We start from the raw sequence: 23,978 nt of genomic DNA, 5'->3' as shown, positions 1-23,978 counted from the left end.
GGCTTGTTACTCATCGAAGGGGATGTGCATTCTACCGGCCCGCCCAGGCCACTTGGTAATAAGCCTTCAACCAGATAGAATTGCGCGCTCCTTCTCCTCGTAGTTCAATGGATAGAACGAGCGCCTCCTAAGCGCTAGATACAGGTTCGATTCCTGTCGAGGGGACCAAATCAGTGCATCAGGGCGTATCACCCTGTATCACGATAGGCCAGAAAGCCCGCAATTGCGGGCTTTTTCGTTTCTGCAGGTGTATCATCGTGCATCAGGAGATACCGTCACATGTCATGGATTTTGACGGTACACGAGACGGTATTTTTCGACGCGCACGCCATCGTGGCGCACGTATACCGTCAACAGGGGACGGACGATGCTCACTGATACCGCCTGTAGGAACGCCGAAGCGATCGACAAGCCGCGGAAGCTTGCTGATGACAAAGGTCTATATCTGCTGATCTCGTCCAGCGGCGCGAAGTATTGGCGAATGGACTACCGCTATGCGGGCAAGCGGAAAACCCTCGCCCTTGGCGTCTACCCCGAAACCTCGCTGAAAAGTGCTCGGCAAAAGCGCGACGATGCACGGCGGGCCCTCGACTTGGGGGACGACCCGTCCGAAGTCCGCCGGCAAGAAAAGGTTGCACGGAAAGTCGCAGCGGCTACCAGCTTCGAAGCGGTGGCCCGAGAGTGGTACGAGAAGAAGGCGCACGAATGGGTGCCGGACTATGCGTCCAAGGTGATTACCTCCCTCGAACAAGACCTGTTTCCCTCGATCGGCCGGCGCCCCGTTACCGAGATCACAGCGTCAGACCTGCTCGCGGCACTCCGCAAGGTCGAAGCCCGCGGCGCCCTCGAAACATTGAAACGCGTTCGGCAACGGGCAAGCGATGTATTCCTGTACGCCATCGCGACCGGTCGCGCAGAGAACAACCCGGTGGCGGGACTGTACAAGGCGCTGAAGACGGCGCCCGCCAAGCATCGCCCCGCCCTGCACCCTTCTGACCTTCGGGACTTCTTTATCCGGCTCGAAGTGGTCCGCGTGAGCGACCTTGTGAAGCATGCTGTCCGTTTGCTGACGTTGACCTTCCTGCGACCGGGGGAACTGCGCGGCGGACGCTGGGAAGAAATTGACCTTGAGTCGGGCACCTGGATCGTGCCGGCCGAACGGGATCGTGAACGCGGACTTGTCGGGATGAAAATGCGCGAGGCCCATACTGTCCCGCTGTCATCGCAGGCCGTCGACCTGCTCCGACGCATTTACTCGATTACGGGAGACCGGGATCTCGTTTTCCCGAATCGCAACGACCCGCGGCGCCCGATGAGTGACGGCACGATCAATTCCGCCCTTCGTGCGATGGGGTACAGCGGCGACGAGGTGACCGGCCACGGGTTCCGCACAACGGCTACGGGCGCCCTCCTCGAAATGGGGTATCGGCCCGAAGTGATTGACCGCCAGCTCGCGCACCGCGAACGGAAACAGGTCTTCGGGGCGTACAGCCATCAAGCCGAGTACCTGACAGAGCGTCGCAAGATGATGCAGCAATGGGGGGACTACCTGGACCAACTGGAACACGGAGCGGCAGTAATTCCGTTCCGGAGTAATACGGCAGCCTGACCGAACTTCGAGGCAAAGCAGGCCGACGAGGTGCTACCAACACCCCGCCGGCCCTGACCACAACGCAATATTGAGGATTGCATCATGGCTACAGAAAATCATACCTTCGAAAGTGGAGCCGTCACCAAGCAGTTGACGACTTTTACGGATTTGCCATTCGTCCACCGTCGCGAATGGAACGGCGTCGACTGCGGTTCGAACTGGCACGTCCCACCGAGCGACAACTATCACGAGGCGTGCAACGTCGGGCGCCAGTGGGCGGAACTCTATTTGCAGTATCGCCGGGAAAACCCGGCTATGGCGGGAAGCAGCTCCCTTGCAACAATCACCGCCAGCATGCACGACGCGAATAGTGGCGCGGAACGTGGTTACGCGGTCGGATTCTTCGAGCGCCTGGAACAGGAAATGATGTAAAGCCCGCGATGCATGGGAAGCTGATGAGACCGCCGAAAGGCGGTTTTTTATTGCCTCTCCGATAATTTATCTTTTCCACATTTCAATATTTTAATTACTAAATACTATCGCTATAGGCAAATTGTGATGCCTTAAGTCTGATAGCGCCTCAGACTGAGGCCAGATCTTTGAACGCATTATCTTAGAGCCATTTCTTAGGGCTATACGTGAGTTTAGACCCCGATAATAAGGCTATAGACATCAATTCAACCATCTGTTGAATCAATGACTTACGGTTGACTGAGTAGCGCGACGCGTCCCAACATATGCCAGCACGTTCCACAGTGCTTCGTCATATACCGGAGTGCGTCATCATGAAAACATCAACCAGTTACAGCCAAAATCCACCCCTCTTTCATCGGATCAATCCGACCATAGAGCGGCTCGGCATTTCCCGCACAACGCTCTATCGACTTGTCGAAGCCGGCGAGCTCGAATTGATACACCTCGGGCCAAATTCGCGCGGAATTCCCCATGACAGCCTGGTGAAATTCTGCGCTGCTCGCGGCATCAAGGAGGCGGTGTAATGCGCGGCCGCTTCACCACTTCCCACAAGGCACGCGCCCAACTGCACAACATGGGCGTCCGCAATGCCTCCCGTCAGGCGCCGGCCCTTCGTGCCAACCCCGTCCCCCGTTCGCCCGCCGGCAAGCCCAACAGCGTCGGCAAATTGACCAAGGAATAACCCCATGTCTCTTCAGAATTTCGTAATCCCGACTACGACTATCCCGACTGCCGGCGGAAACATCACCGTCCGCGGTCTCGGTGTCGATGACCTTTCCACGCTGATCCGTACGCACGGGGACGACGTTGCACCCTTGCTCGACGGGGAGTTGAACATCGACACCTTGGCGACGACCGCGCCCGCCATGGTTGCCGACGTAATCGCCCTCGCGGCCGATGCTCCTGAAGCCGCGCCGACCGCCGCACGTATGCCGATCGCGATTCAAAGCCGCCTTCTGACCGAAGTCTTCAAGCTCACTTTCACGGATATCGAGATGCCCCTGGGGGAGCTGTTTCGTCGACTCGTCCAGATGATCTTGATGGCGAAGTCGACGGTCCCGGACCACTACGGTATCTGACCGTCTATCGCGGAACCCGGCGGGACGCATCGCTATTGCTCGAATTCGGCCATGCCGCGGCGATGCGATACCCGCTCGCACGTGTCTGGACCGAAGCGCGGATCGTCCGGGAACGACAAGCCGGCCGGAAACGACTCGATGCGGTCATCCAGCAAATGACTGTTGCATCGGTCATCAGCTCGAAAAGTGGGAAACAGTTTCAGAAGCTGATTGCACAGCTCGATCGCTGCGACTGAACAGGGAGTACAGGAATGGATACGAAAGACATCGATATTCGCGTCAGAGCGCAAATGGAAGGGCGGAAGGTCCTGGCCGAAACGGCCAAGGACATCGAAGACATTGAAGCAGCATTGAAGAAGCAGAGGGCCGCCACGGACAAGGGTGAAGCGGGCATTGTCGAGCTCGAAGCGGGGTACAAGAAACTCGAAAACACGTTGCGCGGTGTCGCCGCTGCTTTCGACCTGTCCCGCCGATTCGAAACGCAGAACGCCGCCCTCGCGAAGACCGCGCAGCGGCTCGACGTAGCACGCCAGAAGCAAGAGGCGTTTGACGCGTCCTTGGTGAAGGGCGCCGAGCTCACGGAAAAGCAGGTACGCGAGCAAATACGCCTGGCTGCGGCCGTCGACCGGGCTGCCGCTGCGATGGCTGCCGCTCAAACACGGGTGGACACCACAGCTGGGAAACTCCGGGCTTACGGGATCGACACGGCGAAGATCGGCGACGCCCAAAGCCGTATGGCGGCCATGATCCTGAATGGCAATACGGCCCTCAAGCAGCAGGAAGAGGCGATCGACAAGGCCGGCGCCGCTCAAAAGCGTATGGCCGGAAATGACGTTCACGCCGCGCTGGAACGGATCCGGTCGACCGTGCTTGGCTTGGCTGCCGCGTATGTCGGAGTACAGCAGGCCGCCGGACTTGCAGGGGGCTCCATCGAGGCGTTTTCATCGCGCGAGGGGGTGAAGAATCAGCTTGCTCTGTCGGTCGGCAACGACAAAGCGGCGATCGATGCCGAGTACGAATACGTCCGGGCGCAAGCTGACCGCATCGGGATCGAATTCGACCGGGCATCCAAGGGTTACGCGAAGTTCGCCGCAGCGGCAAAGCTCGCCGGCCGTGATCGTCAGGAAATCCGCTATATCTGGGAAGCTTTCGCCGAGGTCGGCAGGGTGGCGAACCTGTCGGCCGATGACATGGACGGCATGTTTAAGGCTCTCGAACAGATCACATCGAAAGGGAAGATTCAGGCCGAGGAGTTGCGCGGCCAGTTGGGCGATCGGCTTTTCGGTGCATTCCAGATTGCCGCGAAGGCGCTGAAAGACCAGTTCCCGGATCTGGACAAAGCAATGAAGGACGGGCTTGTCACGTCGGACCAGCTCGTCGCGATCGCGCAGAAGTACCGCGAGACCGTCGCCGACCAGTTGCCCGAGGCGATCCGTAGCACGTCCGCGGAACAGGCCCGATACACGAACGCGGTGCAAGACTTCAAGCGCGCCATTGCTGACGCCGGTTGGGCGGACGCGTTCACCAATGCGCTGAAGAACATCACGGCCGCCCTTCAATCCGAAGACGGGAAGAAGTTCGCCGAAAGTCTGGCGGCCGGTTTCTCCGCGGCTGCAGATGCCGCTGTGTGGCTGCTCAAGAACTCCGACGAAGTGCTGATCGTCTTGAAGGCGCTCGCCGGGCTGTGGGCGATCAACGCGGCAGGGAAAGCCGTTTCGGGCGTGCTCGACTATTCGGCTGCTCTGCGAACCCTCATCGCGGACGGCAAGCTGACGATTGCACATCTCGGGCTGATGCGTGGCGCGTTCGCCCTGCTCCAAGCTGCATTGGTAGGCTGGTCTATCGGTACGTGGGCAAACGAGGAATTCGAGGTCGTCCGCAAGGCGGGTATAGCCCTGGTCACGGGTCTTGATGAGTCGTGGACCCGCATCAAGTACGGCGCTCAAATCGTTTGGGAGGAGATCCCGAGGTATGCGAAGAACGCCTTTGCCGCGATGCTGAACACGATGACGTGGGGCACTCGGCAGATGCTCGAAGTCATGCAGAAGGGCTTCCAAGCGATCGGCCGCGATGACCTGGCGGCGAAGGTTGGGACGGTGCTCGACAAGCTGACCGCGAAGTATGAAGAGCAAAGCAGTCGAGTTGCCGACATCCGCGGCCAGATGGAAAAGGACCTTAACGCGATCCGCGATATCGGGTTCGAGATGTGGAAGGACGCCGAACGCCGCCCCGCGGCTGCCGCTTCCGCCCCCTCGACCGCCGGCGCGCCGACAGCACGCCCCACCATCAAGCAGGGGAAGTCGACCGCCGGACCGACCGACGCGGAGATTGCCAAGCGGGAGCGGGAAATCGAGGCGATTCAACACTCGCTTGAAACGCTGGACGCCAAGGTCGACCGCACTCAGACCGACACGCTATCGAAGCAACTCGAAGCGGTCGACCTCGAATACGCGAAGCTCGCGCGGCGGATTGGCGCTGTGGGCGGTGAAGCTGGCGCGGAGTTCATGGTGCACTTGCAGGCGTCCACGGCACAGCTCAAGACCCAGATTACTGCCAAGTTCAATCAGAAGCTTCTCGACGAGCAGGAAGCGTTGCAGAACAAGCTTGAGGACATCGAGGCCGCCGCCGGCAAGCGCTCGAAATTCAACCTTGACGCACGCCTGGCGGGCATCGAAAAGCAGTACGCCGACACTTACCGGCGGATCGCCGAGTATCGCGCCGAACTCAAATCGAACGGCCGCGACACTGCGCCCGCCGATCTCATGAAAGGACGCCTGGCCGCGGGCGTTGCCGAGCTGCAGAACATCGAGCGAATCAAGTACGCGACCGAGGAGCTCAATCGCCTTGAGCAACAGGTCAACGACACTCTGACCCTACGGAAAGACAGAATCGCCGCGGTCCGCGCCCAAGAGGAAGCCGGCCTGATCGACGACACGCAGGCCGCGGACCAGATCAACCAGATCAACCAGCAAGCTGTCCCCGCCATTCAGGCCGCCGCCCTGGCCGCACGAGATTGGGCGATGAGTCACGCGGCCGTCTTCGCAAACCCGGAACAGATGGACCTTTTCATCGCGAAGATGAACGCCATCAGTGCCGGCGCGAATAAGGCACAAACCGAGTTCGCGAACTGGCAGAAATATGCAAACGGGAGGGGCGCGGCGGCGATCAATAGTTCGCTCGACTCCATCTTTGACGGCTTGATGGACATCGCGACCGGGCAGAAGAGCGTAAAGCAGGGCTTCCGCGACATCGCAGCGTCGACGCTCGGTATCTTCGCGCAGTTCTTCAAGGACATCGCTCTCGCGATTCTGAAGATGATGATCTTCAACGCGCTGAAGAACTCCGGGAACCCCTACCTTGCAGCGGTTGGTAACGCCGGTGCGCAGTCGGTCAGCGTGAAGCACTCGGGCGGCGTCGTCGGTCACGTGTCGAACCGCAATCGAGCCGTTTCCCCGTTCGTCTTCCAGAACGCCCCGCGCTACCACTCGGGCGGGATCGCCGGCCTGGCACCTGACGAATACGCAACGATTCTCAAGAAAAACGAAGAGGTGCTTACGGCCGACAGTCCGCGAAACATCCTCAACGGTGGGGGCGGTGCTGGTAAGGGGGACGGCGGGCGCCCGCAAGACGTGAGCATTACGAACTACGTCGACGCGCAGTCGTTCCTTTCCGCGGCAGCCGCTACGCCGGCCGGGCGGAAGGTCATCGTGAACGTGTTGAGCGCGGAACGTGCCCAGATCCGGACTTTGCTGGGAGTGCGATGAACATGAGCGCAGTTCATAAGGTGCGGGAAACCCCGCTCGCCGCAGCTCTCCGCTATGCGGCAATCGGTTGGGCAGTCATCCCCATTCGGCCTGGCTCGAAGGTGCCATTGCTGGAAGAATGGCAAGAGAAGGCGACCGATGATGTAAGCATCGTCCGCCAGTGGTGGCAGCGCTGGCCGAACGCCGGTATCGGCGTGCACTGCGGGCGGTCCGACCTAGTCGTGATCGACATCGACCCGAGAAACGGCGGCCGGGAAACGATGGCCGAACTTGAAGCGGATCGCGGGGCGCTGTGGGATCACGATTGCGCGATTGCGCGCACCGGCGGTGGTGGCCTGCATTACGTTTTCACGGCCCCCGAAGGCACCCGGCTGCCCGGTAAGCACGGTGCGGGCGTCGATGTGCTGCACGACAATCGATTTTTCATCGTCGAGCCGTCGGTCCACCCGGTCACGGGGAGGGCGTATCAGTGGGAACGGGGGTGTGCGCCGTTCAATCTTCGGGCGTTGCCAGAGCTGCCGGAAGCCTGGCGCACCCGCGCGGACACGCCGTGCACCTCCCTCGATCCGACTGACGCCCTGGCGAACCTTCCCCCGCAACCGCTCGACGATACCGACGAGAACCGCGAACGGGTGAAGTCGGCTGCCGCGGTGCTGTCGGCGGATTGCGACTATCAGGAGTGGATGCGCCGAGTCTTCGCAATCCTGTCGACCGGCCTGTCCGACGCGGAGAGCATCGCCCGCGAATGGTCAATGACTGCTGATGACCGCTTCGACGATCGAGCATTCGACGCCCTGGTCGACAGCTACAAGGAAGAGCGGCGACACGGCGGCGACCTGATCGGACCGGGCACCCTCTTTCACTTGGCGAAGCAAGCCGGCTGGACGGATCCGAGGGCGCGAAGGGACGACGATCAGGAAGGCCGCTTCCATCTCATTCCCGCGCACGAATTCACAAGTGCGGCTCCGGTGTCATGGCTTGTGCGCGCCCTGATTCAGCGGGATGGGTTGGGCGTGCTCTACGGCGAGCCTGGCAGCGGGAAATCCTTTTTCGTGCTCGACCTGTCGGGCGCCATCGCACAGGGCGTCGACTGGCGAGGGTTGGCGGTGACCGGCGGAACGGTGGTCTACATCGCTGCGGAAGGTGCCGGCGGTTTCCGCAAACGGCTGCAGGCGCTCGCCAAGCATCACGGCGTCAAGCTCGAAGAGCTGCCCTTTTGGGTTATTGCCGATGCGCCGAACCTGCTGAAGGACGACGACAAGCCGCTTGCCCGTGAAATCCGGGCAGCCGGCGGAGCCTCCTTGATCGTGGTCGACACCCTCGCTTCGGTGACCCCCGGCGGGAACGAGAACGCGGCCGAAGACATGGGCGCGGTCATCGGGCGGTGCAAGCGGCTGCAGGCCGAAACCGGTGCATTCGTGTTGCTCATTCATCACTCGGGCAAGAACGCTGCGAACGGCGCCCGCGGGTGGTCGGGCTTGCGCGGTGCGGTCGACCTGGAAATCGAGGTCACACGGGACGGCGACGACCGAGCCGCACGAGTGACCAAGCAGAAGGACGGGGAGGACGGAGCCGTTTTCCCGTTCCGGCTGCAAGTGGTCGACCTGGGGACGGACGAAGCGGGCGAGCCGATCACCTCTTGCGCTGTCGAGCACGTAACCGAGCTTCCCGCGGAGAAGACGAACAAACCGCGCAAGCCCGGCGGGAAGAATCAGCGCATCGTGTTCGAAGTGGTCGAAAAGCACGGCCCGTGCAGCGTCGACAACGTGCTGACGATCGCCGCGAATCACATGATCCGCGACCCGCAGAGCAAGAAGGACAAGCGCCGCGATCGAGCACGGGAAGCCCTCGAAGCACTGACCACCGGAAAGTTCGTCATCCAAGGTAACGACGATGTGATTCGCCTTTACGGGACCGCCGGGGACGAATGGGACGTTGAAGCCGACGCCCGTGAACCTGAGTTCGAGGGGGATTCCTGACCTTTTCCAGCCGTCCCCGAAAACCCGTTTTCCCCGTTTCGGGTCTTTCGGGGTTTCGGGCACAAACCCGACCCGGAATCCCCGAAATCCCCGCTCCCCCCGTAGGGGGACGGGGACCGGGGAATCGGGGAGTGGGGATGGAATTTCAGGGACAAAGCATCCCACTCGAACAGCGAACACCCGGCAATCGTTTATCAGTGATCGCTTATGGACCGGTGCTATAGAGGAATCCGGAATTTGCCCGAGATCGGGGCTCAGCGCACCCCTGATGCCCGGCTACCTGATTCAAGGGACCCGCAGGATAGAGCCCTATTTTTTCCCTGTAGCAACCATGCATCACCCCGCTACCCCGTACGTGAGGACAGCGGGCGCAAGACGAAAACCGTGAACCCGCGAAACCGTGAATCCCGAAAACCGTGACTACGTACATCCCGCCTCTAGGGGCGGACAACTGAAAACTTTCTTTCCTGAGGTTCACGACATGAACGCAGTAGAAGCTATCGAACAACGTATCTCCCGTATCAATGCCGAGCTGTCCGAACACGAGGTCAACCGAGACAAGGTGACCAGCCGCGCCCGTGCGACGATCGCCGACGTAAACGCCGCCCTCGCTCCCCTGGACGAAGAACTGCGCCGCGGGCTCGACCCCGACACCCGACGAGCTGGCGAAGTCCGGGAACAACGGCGTGCGCTCTTCGCACGTCGCAGTGAGGCCGAACAGTCCGTTCGCCAGTGGGAGCGCACGCACGGTGAAGGTGCCGAACGACTGCGCCGCAGCCGCAACGAGCTCCGAGCCGAGTTGCAGCAAGCGCAGTTTGACGCCGTGACCGATGCCGAACTCGAACGCGACGAGAAGCGAGCACGGTTCGCGCTGAAGGCTGCACGCGATGACTTGCGGATTGCCCACGAGTCCGTCGACCACTACCGCGCCAAGTTGGCCGAAGCGCATGATCTCGTCGACGCCGAAGCCGACGCGGTGCACGCCCTGGCCGAACTGACGGGCGAGCGGGAAGCGTTGCAGGGGGATGCGTTCATTGCCGACAAGCCGGTGGACGCGGCCAAGCTCGCCGACCTGGACAAGCGCATCACGCAAGCCGACAAGGCGCTCGAACAGGCTAAGCAGCAGGCCGGCGGCGCCCGTGCGGCGATCGAGGGGCTAGAAGCGAAGATCGAGGAACAGCAGGGCAATGCGGCCGAAGCCGTTGAGCGTGTCACCGCAGCAGAAGCGGGTGTCTGTGCTGCTGTCCGCAATCGGGCAATCCGCCAGCTCGCCAAGCTCGTCGACGGGATGCGCGAGCCGCTGCTGATGCTCGAAGCAGCCGATCCCAAAGCGGGCGTATGGCTCTGCAAGGCACTGACCGAGCGGGGGCTGCACGAGATCAAGGTCGACGGCGAGATCGTCCGCCCTGCTTGGCTGCATTCGGTCATGTACCGGCCGCCCGAGTACGCGGAAGCCCTGAAGGCGACAGCCGCGCAAATGGTCGCGGCCGACGCCCTAGTAACCGAGTCTCTTTGATCCGGTGAGGGCTGAAATCTAGGGGTTTCGACGACCGAACAGAGCAGGGTGATACCGACACCTTACCCGCTCCCCGTGCGGTCGCAGGAACGCCGGATTTCGGCCCCCTTGAGGGGAAAGCGATGACGTTACCGACGATCGTTGACCAGCTCGAAGCCTATTACCGGGCAAACGAGGAACTTAGCCTATGCTGGATCAGTGCTCCCATGGCGCGGCGTATGGGCTACACGTTGGGCGGGCTGAAGGTAGCCATTGAACGCGGCGACATCCCCGCGGCGAAGGTGGGACGGTCGGGCCGCTTCTGCCTGACTCGTGCCACCGTGGAGCGGTTCACGCGGCACCGGGCGGCCGCTTGATGGCGGCGCGGGTCAGTCGGCGAGTGCCGCGTCAACAACGAACCCCGACAGCCGGCGGTGTCCGCCCTCCCGGACACGCGGCCGGCCACTATTTCCCGACACCCACCTCTAGCCTGTAGTCGTTGCGCTCGCGGCAATACGCATCACCGAGGTAATCGTCGATGAAGTCCACGACACTGCCCGAGTTCCACAGGATGAAAACCCGTTTGTACCCTGTATAGGCGCCAAAGCCATTCTTCGCGTTCACTTGCGGGCACAACTCCCAGCCGGCTCCCCCATTGGTCCCAATCGTGCCGGCAAAAACGACCGGACGCGGCGCACGATCCAGTTCCACTTTCGCTGAATCCGGGTCCTTCAGCCGGTACTTCAAAGATTCTCTGACGATTTGCATCGGGTCTTGAGGAGCAGGCCCGACATCCGCAAGCGTCAGGCGCCGACCGTCTTGTCCGACTGGCGCAGTCCCGCAACCTTGGAGCGCCCCCAACAAGGTAACCGTCGCAACGAACACGCTCATTCTCATGGCTTGCCCTTCCTGGCGATCGCGAAGGGCACAGCGTACATGACATTTGAGAGTTACGACATCACCACTCGATCGGCTTTCTTGGACGGCCGCCGCGCTTTGTCACACCGTCCCTATGTGAATCGATGTACTTCACGAGGTCGGAGCGCAACCATCGGGGCTGCCCCTTGCGTCCGTTCGGCAAGGCTAGGTGGATGGCTTTGGGAAAGCCTGGTGCCGCGATCAGGTGCTCCGTGACGTACCGGGCGGACACCTTGAGCATGGCGCCCACGTCTTTCGCGTCCAGCAGCGCGTCCGGCGCCATCCTAAAAGCAATCTCACGGGCAAGCGCAAGAATTTCGGCTTCAGTCAGGATTCGGGATTCCATGTTTCATCGGCACTCGGGCCAAGCGTGGAATTTGTGACGGTATTTCTGGCGGTACACTGCAGACCGAAACCAACAAGATCCAGCATTTTCGGTATCTCTACGACACTCTTAGATTCCTGTCGAGGGACGCGCCGGATACCTATTCGGCACCTTTCAGAAGCGCCTTCAAGTGGACCACTGGTATCGCGTAGGAAATCCCGGAAGGATCACTCAGCGCGCTCTCCTTCGTCTTCTTAACGAAGGCCATATTCACAATCCCCAGCACTTCGCCGGTCTCGGCATCGAACATCGGACTGCCGCTATTGCCAGGGTAACTGGTCGCATCAAGCTGATAGACTTTGAATACGCCTTCGGCCAGGCGTCGGATCAAGGTCGCATTCAAATCACGCGCACGACCCTGCGGTATCCCGAGAGGCGTGACCGCCGATACGATCCCCCGATGCGTCACGGGCGTCAGCCCGAGAGCACTGCCGATCGGGAATCCGGTAAAGGCGATCGTCTGACCGTCGCTGACAAGGGCCCCGTTGCCAAGCGACAGCGGCGGCAGCGGCTCTCCCTCGAGACGCAGGATGGCAAGATCGCTGTTGGCATCGACTGCGATCGGCGACACCGGACGAATGGCCCCGCTCTGCGCGCCAGGAATCGCGATGACCAGGGTGTCCTTCCGGTCGTCCGCGGTTGGCTGCGGTACAACATGGGCATTTGTCGCGATGATGTGCCCGTTTCCGACGGCGAAACCGGTACCGAGAAAGCGAAACGCCGGACTTCTCGCCGGCTGGAACGTACCGACCGCGACGATTGACGGCTTGATACGCGATACGATCTGGGTCAAATCAGCCGCAAACACGCACGGCGAGACACCGCAGATCCACACAACTGTGCACAACAAGATGTGCCAGGAACGGTGAAGACGGCCGATCAGAACCGGCGTCACAAATGCCCCCGCGCGTGCTCCGGCTCCACGGGCACTGCTTTCAGACCGCTGGGTTCAACGATTCGACTATCGTAGGGGTGATGCCCAACCTTGACGAAGTCCAAGATCCGGGTCACGTAGGCCTTTGTCTCCGGATAGGGTGGAATGCCACGATACCGGTCGACCGCCTTTTCTCCAGCGTTGTAACCCGCCGCGGCAAGCGCCACATCGCCGCGGAAATATGCCAGCAGCCAGCGCAGGTAAGCCAGCCCGCCCCGGATGTTCTGCGCCGGATCGAAGGGATTGCGGACATTGAAGCGTGCCGCCGTGTCGGGGATGAGCTGCATCACGCCCATCGCGCTCTTCGGCGACACCGCGACCGGATTCAGCCGCGATTCGGTGAGCGCGATTGCAAGCGCGAGACGCGGGCTGATCTGATAGTCGGGCGCGAGCTTCACCACCATTCGGGCAATCTCGCGCCGCGCCGGCTCAAGCGCTTCGATATGCGCTTCCGGGTCCCATTGCGAATCGGCGACCTCGGTGCGCCGCTGTAACAGGCAGGCTGGGACACGACCGGAATACTCACCCGTGTAACGACTGAGATTTGCCGCCTGCGGATGCCCGAGAAATCCGGCCATGGCAAACAAGGTTCCAGCCAAGCCGTCGTCGCGGGCCACGCCCCGGGCGTTCGCATACATCCAGCCAAGGGCGTACATGGCGTCGGCGCTGCCGAGGAGCACCGCCTCGCAATACAGCGCCGCCGCGTGCGCCGGGTCACGCGCAACGCCCTCGCCGTGCTCGAAGCGCTCGGCCTCCGCGACAAGTTCGCGGCCCGTTCGCGGAAAGACGGCTTCGTTGGCTGCAACCGCCGTCACTGGGTCTGCCGGTAGCGCTTGAAGAGGGACGACCGATAAGCACAGCGCCAGCGACAGCGCGCGAGGGAAACGACTTGCCGGAAGCGAACCGCCACATGACATCATCGTCACCCTCCCTCCGGGGCATAAAGCCCCTCGATTACCGTCGCAAGGGCGCCCTACAAGCGCCAGGCAATTCCGCCCGCCGCCGCAATCGCGTCGCGGTCATAGGCCGACTTCACGTCTGCAAAGACACCCGACGGCTGCAATTTCGCGCAAATCCGTTCGATCGGCATTTCCAGATAGGCTTTGTGCGACACCGCCGCGACGATCGCCGCTGCAGCCGGTAAATCTTCCCACGCAGTCAGCTGGACCCCGTATTCATGCATCGCCTCGGCAGGATTCGCGACCGCGTCATGCACATGAACTTTGCAGCCGAAGCTTTCGAGCTCGTGGATCACGTCGATCACTTTGCTGTTGCGCAGATCCGGGCAGTTTTCCTTGAACGTCAGACCGAGCACGACAACGTCGCATCCGCGAATCGCATGCCCGGCGCCGATCATCTGCTTCACGGTCTGCTCGGCAACATACTTGCCCATGCCATCGTTGATGCGACGACCCGCAAGAATCACGTCCGGATGATGGCCGAGCATCTCCGCCTTGTGCGTCAGGTAATACGGATCAACGCCGATGCAGTGACCCCCGACCAAGCCAGGACGGAAAGGCAGGAAATTCCACTTGGTCCCGGCCGCCTCCAGGACTTCGAGCGTGTCGATGCCGATCTTGTGAAAGAGGACAGCCAACTCGTTCATCAGCGCGATATTTAGGTCACGCTGCGTGTTCTCGATGACCTTTGCCGCTTCGGCCACCTTGATCGAACTCGCGGGGAAGACGCCGGCTGTGATGATCGCCCCGTAGATTTCGCCAACCTTGGCAAGCGTCTCGGGCGTGTCGCCGGACACCACCTTGACGATCTTCGTGACCGTGCGTTCCTTGTCGCCAGGGTTGATGCGCTCGGGCGAATAGCCGACGAAGAAATCCTTCTTCCACTTCAGCCCCGACTCCCTTTCGATGATCGGTATGCAGATCTCCTCGGTTGCTCCTGGATACACGGTCGACTCGAATACCACGATCGCCCCGCGCTTCAGATTGCGGCCGGCCGTCTGCGAAGCGCCGACCAGGGGCGAAAAATCGGGCTGATGCGCGCTATCCACCGGGGTCGGAACGGCAACAACGATGAAATCCGCCTCGCGAATCACCGACGCATCCGTGTGGCAAGAAAGCTGCGTCGCCGCCCGCAGATCCTCGCTCGCCACCTCACCGGTGGGATCGAAGTGCTGCCCGTACGCGGCCACCTTCTCCGCAGAAAGGTCAAACCCGACGGTCCGGAACTTCTTGCCAAATTCGACGGCGAGCGGGAGACCCACGTACCCCAACCCAATGACTCCGATTGTCGTCATGAAACACATTCCTCTATTTGTCAGCGACATCAATGCCACACGCATAGCCGCGTCGCCGCATCAGAGCGTCCCCTTGAGCGCAACGGCTTCCGCCCGCGACGGGCTATCGGCGGGCAGCGACTGTAGCAGCAAATCGACCTCCTTGCGTGCCTCGTCCTTCCGGCCCAGCTTGGCAAAGGCTCGTACCAGATTCATCCTGATTCCGGGCGCGTTGGGCGCAAGAGACACAGCGCGCCGAAGGCTCTCGACCCCCTTATCCGACTGCCCCATTTCCACCTGCAGCATGCCGAGCGTATCCGCGACCGCCGCGCTGCTCGGGGCGAGACTCGCAGCCTGCTCGGCAAGCCTGAGCGCCTGCGGGTCTTTCCGCTGCCCCGCGAGCCAGGCCATGTTGTTGATCACTGCCGCGTCGTTGGGTTTGAGTCGATTAACGTCCGTATAGAGTCTTTCGGCATCCGCCAAACGCCCTTCGGCCATTGCACGGTCCGCGAGATATGACGTCACCACGAAATCCTTGGGATTGTTACGCAACCACCCGGATACCAATGCATCCGCTTCGCCTCTCTTGCCCGCCAGCAGCTGTGCGGCATGCAACCGGGTGACGATCTGGGGTGCCTTTTCGAGTTCCATCGCCCGTTTCAAAACCGCAACCGTGGAGGCCCAATCCTTCTTCGAGACATGGATGTCGGCTTCGAGCAGCAAACCAATGACAGCCTTCGGACGCTGTTTCTGGATATTCCTGGCAACCGCCAACGCTTCGCCGTCACGCTTTTCTTCGATGTACAGTGAAATGAGTCGCTGCTGCGCATCCAGTTGGTCGGCCCGCAGCGCGAGCGCACGGCGTAGCGATTGCTCGGCCCCGTCGAGATCCTTGGACAGTCTCTGCGCGTCCGACAACTCGATCAGCGGCACGACGGAACGCGGCGCAAGGTTCACCTGCTTGGTAAAGGCCATGACGGCCTGCGGTTTATCGTCTGCCGCCAGTTGTGCCCGACCCAGTGCGCCGAACACGCGGGCCTCGGTCGGATGCGCCGCGGACAACTCGATAGCGGCCTTCAGCGCCCGCTTCGCGTCCCGCTGACGCAGATCGTGTTCAATCAGGGCCAGGCGCGGCACGGTTGCCGTCGGATTGGCGTTGGCAGTTCGCTCGAGGACTGCGCGGACGGCCTCGGGCTTGGCTCCCGTCTGCACAAGAACGTCCGCTAGCATCATCGCTGCTCCGACGTCGGTTGGGCTCTTCTGCGCGACCGCCTCAAGACGAGCGACCGCGTCTTGCGGCCGTTTCTCTTCGATGTCCATGCGGGCCAGACTCGCAATGGCCGGCAGGTAATCCGTCTTAAGCGACACGGCCTTCTCGAACGCCCGCCGGGCCCCCGAAACATCCTTTCTCGCGAGTAGAACACCACCTTTGACGGTATATGTCTTCGGATCGTCGGCGTGCTTGGCCTCCATGTCACGCATTACCGCCGCGGCCCGTTCCGTTTCGCCTCTGCCCATATACGTCAGGATGAGGGCCGTCTCGGCCTCCCCGTCGTCGGACTCCAATTTTGAAGCTGCTTCGAGGTCCGCGATGCCGCTGTCGCCCTTGCTGGCCAACATCTTCGTGACGCCCAGCTGGGTGCGCGCCTGGGCGTCCCCCGGCTGAATGGTGACCAGTTCGGCAAACCGGCGCGACGCAGCCTCCATGTTTCCACTCGCCACATAGATCTGCCCCGCCAAGCGGAGGACTTCCGGATCCTGGCTCTTCCCGTCGAGCAAGGGCTGCAGAGTCTCCAATGCGTGCTCCGCATCTCCCAAGGCAAGTTCCGAACGCGCGAGCGCCAAGCGCGCCCCTTGATGATTGGGTATGCCCGCCAGCACCGCATTGAAGTGCTCCAGCGCGATCAGATGTTCGTTGAGACGTGCATGAACTAGGCCGGCGAGAAACCGCGCCGGGAGGTAAGTGGGTCCCAGCCTCACCGCCTCATCGACGTTCTCCCTGGCAGACGCCAAGCTGCCTTTTCTGAAATCGACCGTTGCCTGAAGGAATCGGGTCAGTGGATGCTTGGCCGCTACCTTTTGCATCGCGGCCAAGCGCGTCGCTGCCCCATCGAGGTTGTCCTGCTGCAACAGCAGTGAAATCAGCCCGAAGTGATAGTTGATGGCATCCGGTTGGGCCTTGACCGCCGCATCCAGTTCCGCGATCGCTTCGCTAGGTTTGTTGCGAGCGATCAGGACGTCGGCACGCAAAGCGTGCGCGTCAGCCGCAAGATTGCCGGCCACCTTTTCGGACAGCACGGTGTCGGCGTCTCTCATGGCGCCGTCGGGGTCGCCCTTCGCAAACTTGACGCGGCCGATGCCGATGCGGGCGGAGGGGTCCGTGGCAACTTGCTGGAGCGCAGCATCGAAAGCCGTTTTGGCCTGATCCACTTCGCCTTTACGTAAATGCGCCTCGCCAACCACCGCCAGCAGTTGCGCATCGGCTCCCGGTTCCTCAAGCCGAACCCCCTCAAACTCCTTCAGGACCTGATCGACCTCCCCCTGCCTGAGCAGTGCTCGTGCCAGGACAGGGCTTACCCGCAACGCGGAAACTCCGAACTCCGACGCGCGTCGCAACTCCTTGACCGCGCCCGCGGCGTCACCCTGGCGCAGATTGACCGTCCCCAGCAGATAGCGCGCCTCCGCCAGCTTCGGGTCTTTTTGCAGCGCACTTTTCAGCTCGATGCTCGCCGCGTTGACGTCGTTCTTGTCGAGAAATTTCTGCGCGGATGCCACTCTTTCGGTGGGCGAATCGGAACACGCGGACAGCACGACCGCACATACCGTTGCCAGCACGGTCAGCCTAATTGCCGGTCGTACGCTCTTCCGACGCTGCATGGTCAGTTCTCCCTTTTCAGTCCGAATCGGTTCATGAGGTCATAAAGAGACGGGCGGCTGATCCCGAGTACATCCGCCGCCCGAGCGATATTGCCGTTTGTACGGGCAAGCACCCGGACGACGGCGCGCCGCTCCGCCTCGTCCCGCACCTGCCGCAGATTCAGGTGCTCAAGATTGTCTTCGACCTTGTCGAGTCCAAGGTCCTGCGCCGAAATCCGGTTCGTCTCCGCCATGATCACCGCGCGCTTCAGGCAATTTTCCAGTTCGCGGATATTCCCCGGCCAGCCATGGGCCTCGATCGACGCAATCGCATCGTCCCCGAGATGCAGCGCCCCACGTCCCAGCTCCGCCGCATAACGTTGCACGAAGGCATGTGCCAGCAAGCCCGCGTCCCCCTCTCGGTCGCGCAGAGGAGGAATATCGATCACGATCTCAGCGAGGCGGTAATACAAGTCCTCCCGGAACTGGCCGGTGCTGATCAGCGTCTTGAGGTCCCGATGTGTAGCGCAAACCACCCGCACATCCACAGGGATCTCGCCCCTTCCACCAAGCCGCTCGATGACACGTTCCTGCAGGAAACGCAGCAGCTTTGCCTGCAGCGACATTGGAAGGTCGCCGATTTCATCGAGGAAGAAAGTGCCGCCATTCGCCGTTTCGATCTTTCCCGGCGTCTGCTTCGCGGCCCCTGTGAAAGCGCCCTTCTCGTAACCGAACAATTCGCTCTCGAGCAAAGGCTCCGGAATTGCAGCGCAGTTCACGGCGACGAAACGCGCTTTCGCCCGCGACGACAATCCATGCAAGGCCCGGGCGAAGATCTCCTTGCCCGTCCCGCTCTCTCCGAGTAAGGCGACCGACACGTTGGCGGGCGCCACTTTCTCGATCGTTCTGCACAGCTTCAGCATCCCCGGATCACGAGTGAGGACGCCGGTAAGCACGCTGCCCTGACGCTCCCGCAGCCGCGCGTTTTCCGCCTGTAGATCGTGCAGCCGGAACGCGCGATCGATCGTCAAGCCGAGGAGCTCAGGCTCGAACGGCTTGCCGAAGAAATCGTAGGCTCCCATTGCGACCGCCTTCAGCGCGTTCTCCCGGTCATGTTGCCCGGTCAGCACGATGACTTTGGTATCCGGTGCCAACGCCAGGATCTCCCCGAGCAGGCGAAAGCCCTCGGTCACGTCGCCAGGACTCGGCGGCAGCCCGAGATCCATCGTGACAACAGCAGGCTCATAGCGACGCAACTGTGAAATCGCGCCTTCACGGTCTTCGGCCAATACCGTTTCAAACGCATCGAACGCCCACCGCATTTGCTTTTGCAGCGCAGGATCGTCCTCGACGATCAACAAAGGCCTGGGTTTCTGGCTCATGATCCGTGCGCCAAAACGCTTGATTCGGCCCGCGGCCGAGAGTCACGCGCGACAGCCGGCAACGTCACCATTACCCGCGTCCCCCGGCCAGGCTCGCTTTCGTACACGATCCCTCCTCCCAACTCGTTGAGATATTGCTGTGCCTCGAACACTCCTATTCCCATACCACCGGATTTGTTCGTATGGAAGGGACGGAACAAACGCTCACGCATGAAATCCTTTGTCATTCCACATCCGCTGTCCTCCACGACGATCCGAATGAACCCGTCGCGCCCAGGCTCGATGCGCACCCGCACGCGTCCGCTTTCCGGCGTCGCGTCCAGCGCGTTTTGCACGAGATGCCCCAGGATTCGCTCCAGCCGCTCGGGATGCGCCATGACCTCAGCAGCCGCCGGCTGGCCCTCAAGTTCGACAGACGGGCGCCTATGGCGATTCGCGAGGCAGATTGAGGCAAGGTGATGCGCGACGTCGACGCGGCGCGGAGGATCGATCGAGCGCTTCTCCTGCAACTGCGACATCAAGGCACGCATTCGCCCCTCCACATGTGCAACCGTCGCCAGCACGTCCGCCTGAAATTCAGGATTGTCCTTATGCCGATCAGCATTCCTCAACACGAGCGATAGTTGAGCCACGAGATTCTTCAGGTCATGCACGACAAACGCCGTCATCCGGTTGAACGAATCGAACTTTCTCGCCTCCAGCAGCGCCTCGGCTGCCTGCATGCGCGCGAGATAACTTGCGGCCTGTCGCTGCGCCGTCTTCAGCAAGTCCAACACCTCCCAGTCGATGTCGAACGGCGTCCGAGGCGTATTCAGCACGACAAACCCGACCAAGCTGCCGGCGGATTTCAGCGGCAAGATCAACCACGCGTCGGGGATCATCGATAACCACGATGGCAGCACGAGCGCACCGTAGTACCCCGGCCGAATCCTGTACTCCTCCAAACTGATCACCCATTCCCGTTCATCGAGGAAGTGACAGAACGCGCTGCCTTCCTCTTCCATCGCGTCGATCGCCGACTGATTCAAACGCGCGTGAGGCGTGAATCGCCCACCCGCATCTTTCAGCCAAACCGTGCCGCCCGAGCTTTCGACGAGATCCGACAAAGCCTTGATCACCGACTGGCCCAGATCCAACGCTCCCCCCGCCTCGGACAGCGCCTGCGTGAACCTCAACCACTCCAACCGGTAGTCGTACCGGTACGGAAACAGGTGCTTGTTGAGCAAGACCCGAAGACGCGCCCTCTGCGCGCCGGAAAACAACAGCCCCCCAAGAGACAGGACACCGGCGAATAACAGCACCAGCTGCAGTGCCCGCCCCCAGTCCCCGCCCACATACCGCACGTAGTAAGCCACGGCGGCAATGACGATGAGATACATCCCCGACAAAGCCAGTGCGGTCGAATGAAAGACCATCACCCGGGACACGGAGAGCTTGAATGTCCAGGAAGGAATACGGCCAGCCGAAATGGCGATCAGCGGCAGTGACAGCGCGCTCGCCGCCCCCCGCACACTCCACAGATCCACGTCCAGACGCCCGAACAACAACCCGTCGGCAAAGAAATACAACTCGAAGACATTCGTTGCCCCAACCGCCAGGCAAAGCGGCTTGAGCCCCCAACGAAACTCGCCCGGCGTTCCCCGGTACACCTGTTCCACCAGCACCAGCCCGAACACAGCACCCGCAAGGAAGCTCGCGAGCCGCAGCCCATTGCCGAATTCGCCGAACGTGAGCCCGAACCCGGCCGAAACGATACTCGTGCATTCGGCGACCACAATAAGCATCGCACCGATCACCGGCCAGCTGCTCTTCCGGCCACCGAGCGGCTGCAACAAGACCACCATGAACCCGAGCCAGCACGCTTGCCGCATGACATCCAGAACCCATGCCAGTTGCCCGATCCAGTCGATGCGAAAATAAGAAAAGGCGGTATTGACCGTCGCCCACACCCCGCTTGCTATCACTGCTGCCAGCAGCAATCCCGCGGGAAGGCCCCCCCGCCATCCACGCATTAGCTGAATAGCCAGGAGAGCAAAGGCACCGGCCGCCATTCCATAGGCCACGATGGCAACAGTCACACCAGACTCCGTTACTTCAAATGCGGCGACTGACCATCAAGGGCGGCTGTTAGTGCGCCCCCTCTCCGGTCAGCACGACTCTGACGGTCTCGAACAAGACCAGGGTGTCCAACACTAACGTATGGTTCTTCACGTAATAGAGATCGTATTGAAGCTTCTCGATCGCCTCATCGATAGAAGCACCATACTGGTACCGAACCTGGGCCCAACCCGTCACTCCGGGCTTGACGCTATGTCGCACGGCATAGAAGGGCACCTGATGCGACAACTGATCCACGAAGTACGGCCGCTCCGGACGGGGGCCGACAAGACTCATTTCACCCGAAATGACGTTGAAAAGCTGGGGCAACTCATCGATCCTCAAGCGCCGAAGGATTCGTCCTACGCGAGTCACCCGGTCGTCGTGGCTCGTTGCCCAACGCGGCTTCCCATCGCTTTCGGCATCCCGCCGCATGCTCCGAAACTTGACCACCCTGAAGATGCGTCCCGCCCGCCCGACCCGTTCCTGTCGGTAGAACACCGGTCCGCCATCTTCCAGCAAGATCAAAATCGACGTCACTGCCATGATCGGCAAAGCCGGCAACAACAAAAGAAACGCCGCAGCGAGATCGAAGCAACGCTTCGTGAATGTGCGCATCGGACTCTGCCGAAAGCCGTCTCCGTAGATCAACCAGCTGGCCTTCAACGAATCGATCCTGACCTTCCCCTGCACACGCTCGAAAAACGACGAAAGATCCATTACACGCACGCCGCGCAACTTGCAGTCGAGCAACTCCCGGATCGGGAGAACGCCCCCCCTCCGCTCGCGAACAGCGACGATGATGTCGTTGACCCGTGCATCCCGCACAGCCTCCAACAAGCCCATGCCGTTTTCGATCACCCGACCGGCGCTCACCACGCGGCAATCCTCGCCGCCCGGCGCGTAGAAGCCGACAATCTCCATTCCCGAACGACCGGAAGATCCCAGCGAGCGCTGCACTTCCACCGCTTCCGGTCCTGTGCCGATCACCAAGACCCTCGGAGCAAAGACCGATCTCGATTCATGACGACTGACGACGCCCCGCATCAGCAGCACAACGACCACGAGCAACACGACCGAGAACTGAAGCGCCTCGGATGCAAAATAGTCCCACGGAAGAATCGAGAACACGCCCCAGGCCAAAGGGATGCTTACGAGCAAGGAGACAGCCAAGCGCGCAACGACGGCCCTGCCCGACAGACCGACCGGAGTCACCCGATAGAACCCGAGGGCCGAATTCAGGAAGATCATGAAGATCGTAAAGGTAATCGCGGAAGGCGCAACCATGCGCCAATCCGCATCGGCGCCATGTGTTTCGACCAGCACCGCAAACACCACGGCCACGAAGAGGATCAGAGCATCGAATGCGACCTGATGCAGCGCGCCGGACGGAAAATACTGACCGAAAACCTTGAGCATGGCACGCACTCCCGAGCGGAAGCCGTAGGACCTGCGCCATCGACAAGGCAGCAACGCGTCACGGCGGGTCTGGGCGCAATTAGAGTTGAATCAAACTCTATCCCGAAAACCATGACGTCATTGTTAAACAGATCACGGAACGGAGCCTTGTCACAAACCGATATAGATCCTCCATCAGGCTGGCGCCAGCAGAACCGATGATTGTCTTTCCGACGCCTCCTACAGTCGCCGAAGCCGCTCTGCTATGACATCGATCGCCGCACTAGCTTCGGGAAATAGCTTAGGAAGCGTCACAAATCCATGCACGACGCCGTCGAACGTTACTCGATCGACGGCGCCGCCCTCGCGCTCCACCCTCGCAGCGAATGCGAGACAGTCGTCCACCAACGGATCATACTCGGCCATCAGGAGAAGAATCGGAGGCAGCCCTGCCAACGAATCGGCCAGGAACGGGGAAGTGCGCCAGTCAAGCGCATCACCTTGAGGCAGATAACGAGCGAAGAACCACTCAAGGCTCTCCCGGTCCAGAAAATAACCGTCGCTGAATCGCTCTCGCGACGGACGATCACTGTGAATTTGCGTCGACGGGTAAATGAGTACTAGCTCTCTCACGGAATCCAAGCCGCGATCGCGCGCCTCCAGCGCCGCGACCAGCGCCAGATTTCCGCCGGCACTGTCGCCCGCCAGAGAGATCCTTCCCGGATCGATTTCGAGCAGACCATGGTTCTCCTGCGCCCATTCCAGAGCCGCCATCGAGTCATGCACCGCAGCCGGAAAGGAATGCTCGGGCGCCAGGCGGTAGTCGACAGACAACACGCTACAGCCCGACGCATTCGCGAGTCTGCGGCAAAAACCGTCATAACTCGCTACATCTCCGATGCACCAGCCCCCGCCGTGCAGGTAGATGACAAGCGGCAAGACGTCAAGCGGGTTCACGCCGAGTGGACGATATGACCGTCCGAGTAATACATCGCCGCTATCCGTCAGCCGCATCGGCACATCCACGACCGATGACACGGCGACCCGCTCCCCGCCGAACGCGAACTGCAGTTTCTCGAATGAGTGCCGGGCCTGGGGGACGGACAACTCGTGGAAACGTGGCGCGCCGACGCGGTACACCATGTCAAGCAGAGATTGCGCTTGTGCAGTCAAAGGCATCGGCAATGGGTCGCCTCGTCCGTCGTTCCGAGGCCTTACGAAAGGGAAGCGCCGGATTCTATCAGTGTGACGGGCCGTAGACGTAAAAAAGCCGCCGATCTGTGTGAGGTCGGCGGCTTTTTTGGGATGAGGTAGTCTGACGATGACCTACTTTCGCACCCACGAGAGGCACTATCATCGGCGCGGTCCTGTTTCACGGTCCTGTTCGGGATGG

20 protein-coding genes and 1 tRNA gene are annotated in these 23,978 nt (G+C 61.2%); 11 read left to right on the top strand and 10 right to left on the bottom strand.

Annotated features, from left to right (window positions below; all coding sequences use genetic code 11):
• Positions 1-93: 93 nt before the first annotated feature.
• From VJ673_RS14335 to VJ673_RS14285, 11 genes are all read left to right on the top strand, one after another.
• Positions 94-168: transfer RNA gene (locus VJ673_RS14335), tRNA-Arg, on the top strand.
• A gap of 199 nt (positions 169-367) precedes the next feature.
• A complete protein-coding gene (locus VJ673_RS14330) occupies positions 368-1,609 on the top strand; it encodes a tyrosine-type recombinase/integrase (RefSeq protein ID WP_324126805.1) in 1,242 nt (413 codons plus the stop codon).
• An 84-nt stretch (positions 1,610-1,693) separates the two neighbouring features.
• Positions 1,694-2,023: a hypothetical protein gene (locus VJ673_RS14325; protein ID WP_324126804.1), complete on the top strand. Its 330-nt coding sequence runs from the start codon at positions 1,694-1,696 to the stop codon at positions 2,021-2,023.
• A 353-nt stretch (positions 2,024-2,376) separates the two neighbouring features.
• Positions 2,377-2,589 (top strand): helix-turn-helix transcriptional regulator, encoded by a 213-nt coding sequence (locus tag VJ673_RS14320; RefSeq protein WP_324126803.1) that lies wholly within the window; start codon positions 2,377-2,379, stop codon positions 2,587-2,589.
• The gene (locus VJ673_RS14315; RefSeq protein ID WP_324126802.1) at positions 2,589-2,747 is read left to right on the top strand and encodes a hypothetical protein; all 159 of its coding nucleotides are present in this window, start codon (positions 2,589-2,591) and stop codon (positions 2,745-2,747) included. Before VJ673_RS14320 ends, VJ673_RS14315 begins: the two co-directional genes overlap by 1 nt.
• 4 nt (positions 2,748-2,751) lie before the next feature.
• Positions 2,752-3,144 (top strand): phage pre-tape measure protein, encoded by a 393-nt coding sequence (locus tag VJ673_RS14310; RefSeq protein ID WP_324126801.1) that lies wholly within the window; start codon positions 2,752-2,754, stop codon positions 3,142-3,144.
• A 35-nt stretch (positions 3,145-3,179) separates the two neighbouring features.
• Positions 3,180-3,380: a hypothetical protein gene (locus VJ673_RS14305; protein WP_324126800.1), complete on the top strand. Its 201-nt coding sequence runs from the start codon at positions 3,180-3,182 to the stop codon at positions 3,378-3,380.
• A 15-nt stretch (positions 3,381-3,395) separates the two neighbouring features.
• The gene (locus tag VJ673_RS14300) at positions 3,396-6,908 is read left to right on the top strand and encodes a tape measure protein (protein WP_324126799.1); all 3,513 of its coding nucleotides are present in this window, start codon (positions 3,396-3,398) and stop codon (positions 6,906-6,908) included.
• A gap of 2 nt (positions 6,909-6,910) precedes the next feature.
• Positions 6,911-8,887 carry an AAA family ATPase gene (locus VJ673_RS14295; protein ID WP_324126798.1) on the top strand — a complete coding sequence of 659 codons (1,977 nt, stop codon included), beginning with the start codon at positions 6,911-6,913 and terminating at the stop codon, positions 8,885-8,887.
• Positions 8,888-9,287: 400 nt separating this feature from the next.
• Complete coding sequence (locus VJ673_RS14290) at positions 9,288-10,403, top strand: coiled-coil domain-containing protein (protein ID WP_324126797.1); 1,116 nt, start codon at positions 9,288-9,290, stop codon at positions 10,401-10,403.
• 122 nt (positions 10,404-10,525) lie between these two features.
• Positions 10,526-10,759, top strand: a complete 234-nt coding sequence (locus VJ673_RS14285; RefSeq protein WP_324126796.1) for a hypothetical protein — start codon at positions 10,526-10,528, stop codon at positions 10,757-10,759.
• An 88-nt stretch (positions 10,760-10,847) separates the two neighbouring features.
• On the opposite strand, the gene VJ673_RS14280 is transcribed toward VJ673_RS14285, so the two are convergent.
• From VJ673_RS14280 to VJ673_RS14235, 10 genes are all read right to left on the bottom strand, one after another.
• Complete coding sequence (locus VJ673_RS14280) at positions 10,848-11,279, bottom strand: hypothetical protein (protein ID WP_324126795.1); 432 nt, start codon at positions 11,277-11,279, stop codon at positions 10,848-10,850.
• A 61-nt stretch (positions 11,280-11,340) separates the two neighbouring features.
• Positions 11,341-11,646: a helix-turn-helix transcriptional regulator gene (locus VJ673_RS14275; RefSeq protein WP_324126794.1), complete on the bottom strand. Its 306-nt coding sequence runs from the start codon at positions 11,644-11,646 to the stop codon at positions 11,341-11,343.
• 139 nt (positions 11,647-11,785) lie between these two features.
• Positions 11,786-12,538 (bottom strand): S1 family peptidase, encoded by a 753-nt coding sequence (locus VJ673_RS14270; RefSeq protein WP_324126830.1) that lies wholly within the window; start codon positions 12,536-12,538, stop codon positions 11,786-11,788.
• A gap of 38 nt (positions 12,539-12,576) precedes the next feature.
• On the bottom strand, positions 12,577-13,539 hold the full coding sequence (locus tag VJ673_RS14265) for a lytic transglycosylase domain-containing protein (protein WP_324126829.1): 963 nt from the start codon (positions 13,537-13,539) through the stop codon (positions 12,577-12,579).
• A gap of 53 nt (positions 13,540-13,592) precedes the next feature.
• On the bottom strand, positions 13,593-14,873 hold the full coding sequence (locus VJ673_RS14260) for a nucleotide sugar dehydrogenase (protein WP_324126793.1): 1,281 nt from the start codon (positions 14,871-14,873) through the stop codon (positions 13,593-13,595).
• A 60-nt stretch (positions 14,874-14,933) separates the two neighbouring features.
• Positions 14,934-17,729 (bottom strand): XrtA/PEP-CTERM system TPR-repeat protein PrsT, encoded by a 2,796-nt coding sequence (gene prsT / locus VJ673_RS14255; protein ID WP_324126792.1) that lies wholly within the window; start codon positions 17,727-17,729, stop codon positions 14,934-14,936.
• A gap of 2 nt (positions 17,730-17,731) precedes the next feature.
• Complete coding sequence (gene prsR, locus VJ673_RS14250; protein WP_324126791.1) at positions 17,732-19,090, bottom strand: PEP-CTERM-box response regulator transcription factor; 1,359 nt, start codon at positions 19,088-19,090, stop codon at positions 17,732-17,734.
• Positions 19,087-21,141 carry an XrtA/PEP-CTERM system histidine kinase PrsK gene (prsK, locus tag VJ673_RS14245; RefSeq protein WP_414635659.1) on the bottom strand — a complete coding sequence of 685 codons (2,055 nt, stop codon included), beginning with the start codon at positions 21,139-21,141 and terminating at the stop codon, positions 19,087-19,089. The genes prsR and prsK overlap by 4 nt, the downstream gene beginning before the upstream one ends.
• Before the next feature lie 76 nt (positions 21,142-21,217).
• Positions 21,218-22,606: a TIGR03013 family XrtA/PEP-CTERM system glycosyltransferase gene (locus tag VJ673_RS14240; protein ID WP_324126789.1), complete on the bottom strand. Its 1,389-nt coding sequence runs from the start codon at positions 22,604-22,606 to the stop codon at positions 21,218-21,220.
• A gap of 219 nt (positions 22,607-22,825) precedes the next feature.
• Positions 22,826-23,764 (bottom strand): alpha/beta hydrolase, encoded by a 939-nt coding sequence (locus tag VJ673_RS14235; RefSeq protein ID WP_324126788.1) that lies wholly within the window; start codon positions 23,762-23,764, stop codon positions 22,826-22,828.
• Positions 23,765-23,978: the final 214 nt, after the last annotated feature.

The organism is Aromatoleum sp., assembly GCF_035254505.1.
Lineage (GTDB): Bacteria > Pseudomonadota > Gammaproteobacteria > Burkholderiales > Rhodocyclaceae > Aromatoleum.
The sequence above is the reverse complement of the archived record's forward strand: the minus strand, read 5'-3'. Positions and strand labels throughout refer to the sequence as shown.

Coding starts and splice junctions, on each gene's coding strand:
- VJ673_RS14240 (WP_324126789.1), bottom strand. CDS start 22,606: ATGCTCAAGGTTTTCGGTCAGTATTTTCCGTCCGGCGCGCTGCATCAG.
- VJ673_RS14235 (WP_324126788.1), bottom strand. CDS start 23,764: ATGCCTTTGACTGCACAAGCGCAATCTCTGCTTGACATGGTGTACCGC.
- VJ673_RS14300 (WP_324126799.1), top strand. CDS start 3,396: ATGGATACGAAAGACATCGATATTCGCGTCAGAGCGCAAATGGAAGGG.
- VJ673_RS14315 (WP_324126802.1), top strand. CDS start 2,589: ATGCGCGGCCGCTTCACCACTTCCCACAAGGCACGCGCCCAACTGCAC.
- VJ673_RS14280 (WP_324126795.1), bottom strand. CDS start 11,279: ATGAGAATGAGCGTGTTCGTTGCGACGGTTACCTTGTTGGGGGCGCTC.
- VJ673_RS14275 (WP_324126794.1), bottom strand. CDS start 11,646: ATGGAATCCCGAATCCTGACTGAAGCCGAAATTCTTGCGCTTGCCCGT.
- prsR (WP_324126791.1), bottom strand. CDS start 19,090: ATGAGCCAGAAACCCAGGCCTTTGTTGATCGTCGAGGACGATCCTGCG.
- VJ673_RS14285 (WP_324126796.1), top strand. CDS start 10,526: ATGACGTTACCGACGATCGTTGACCAGCTCGAAGCCTATTACCGGGCA.
- VJ673_RS14295 (WP_324126798.1), top strand. CDS start 6,911: ATGAGCGCAGTTCATAAGGTGCGGGAAACCCCGCTCGCCGCAGCTCTC.
- VJ673_RS14325 (WP_324126804.1), top strand. CDS start 1,694: ATGGCTACAGAAAATCATACCTTCGAAAGTGGAGCCGTCACCAAGCAG.
- VJ673_RS14310 (WP_324126801.1), top strand. CDS start 2,752: ATGTCTCTTCAGAATTTCGTAATCCCGACTACGACTATCCCGACTGCC.
- VJ673_RS14330 (WP_324126805.1), top strand. CDS start 368: ATGCTCACTGATACCGCCTGTAGGAACGCCGAAGCGATCGACAAGCCG.
- VJ673_RS14260 (WP_324126793.1), bottom strand. CDS start 14,873: ATGACGACAATCGGAGTCATTGGGTTGGGGTACGTGGGTCTCCCGCTC.
- VJ673_RS14265 (WP_324126829.1), bottom strand. CDS start 13,539: ATGATGTCATGTGGCGGTTCGCTTCCGGCAAGTCGTTTCCCTCGCGCG.
- prsT (WP_324126792.1), bottom strand. CDS start 17,729: ATGCAGCGTCGGAAGAGCGTACGACCGGCAATTAGGCTGACCGTGCTG.
- VJ673_RS14320 (WP_324126803.1), top strand. CDS start 2,377: ATGAAAACATCAACCAGTTACAGCCAAAATCCACCCCTCTTTCATCGG.
- prsK (WP_414635659.1), bottom strand. CDS start 21,141: ATGGCGGCCGGTGCCTTTGCTCTCCTGGCTATTCAGCTAATGCGTGGA.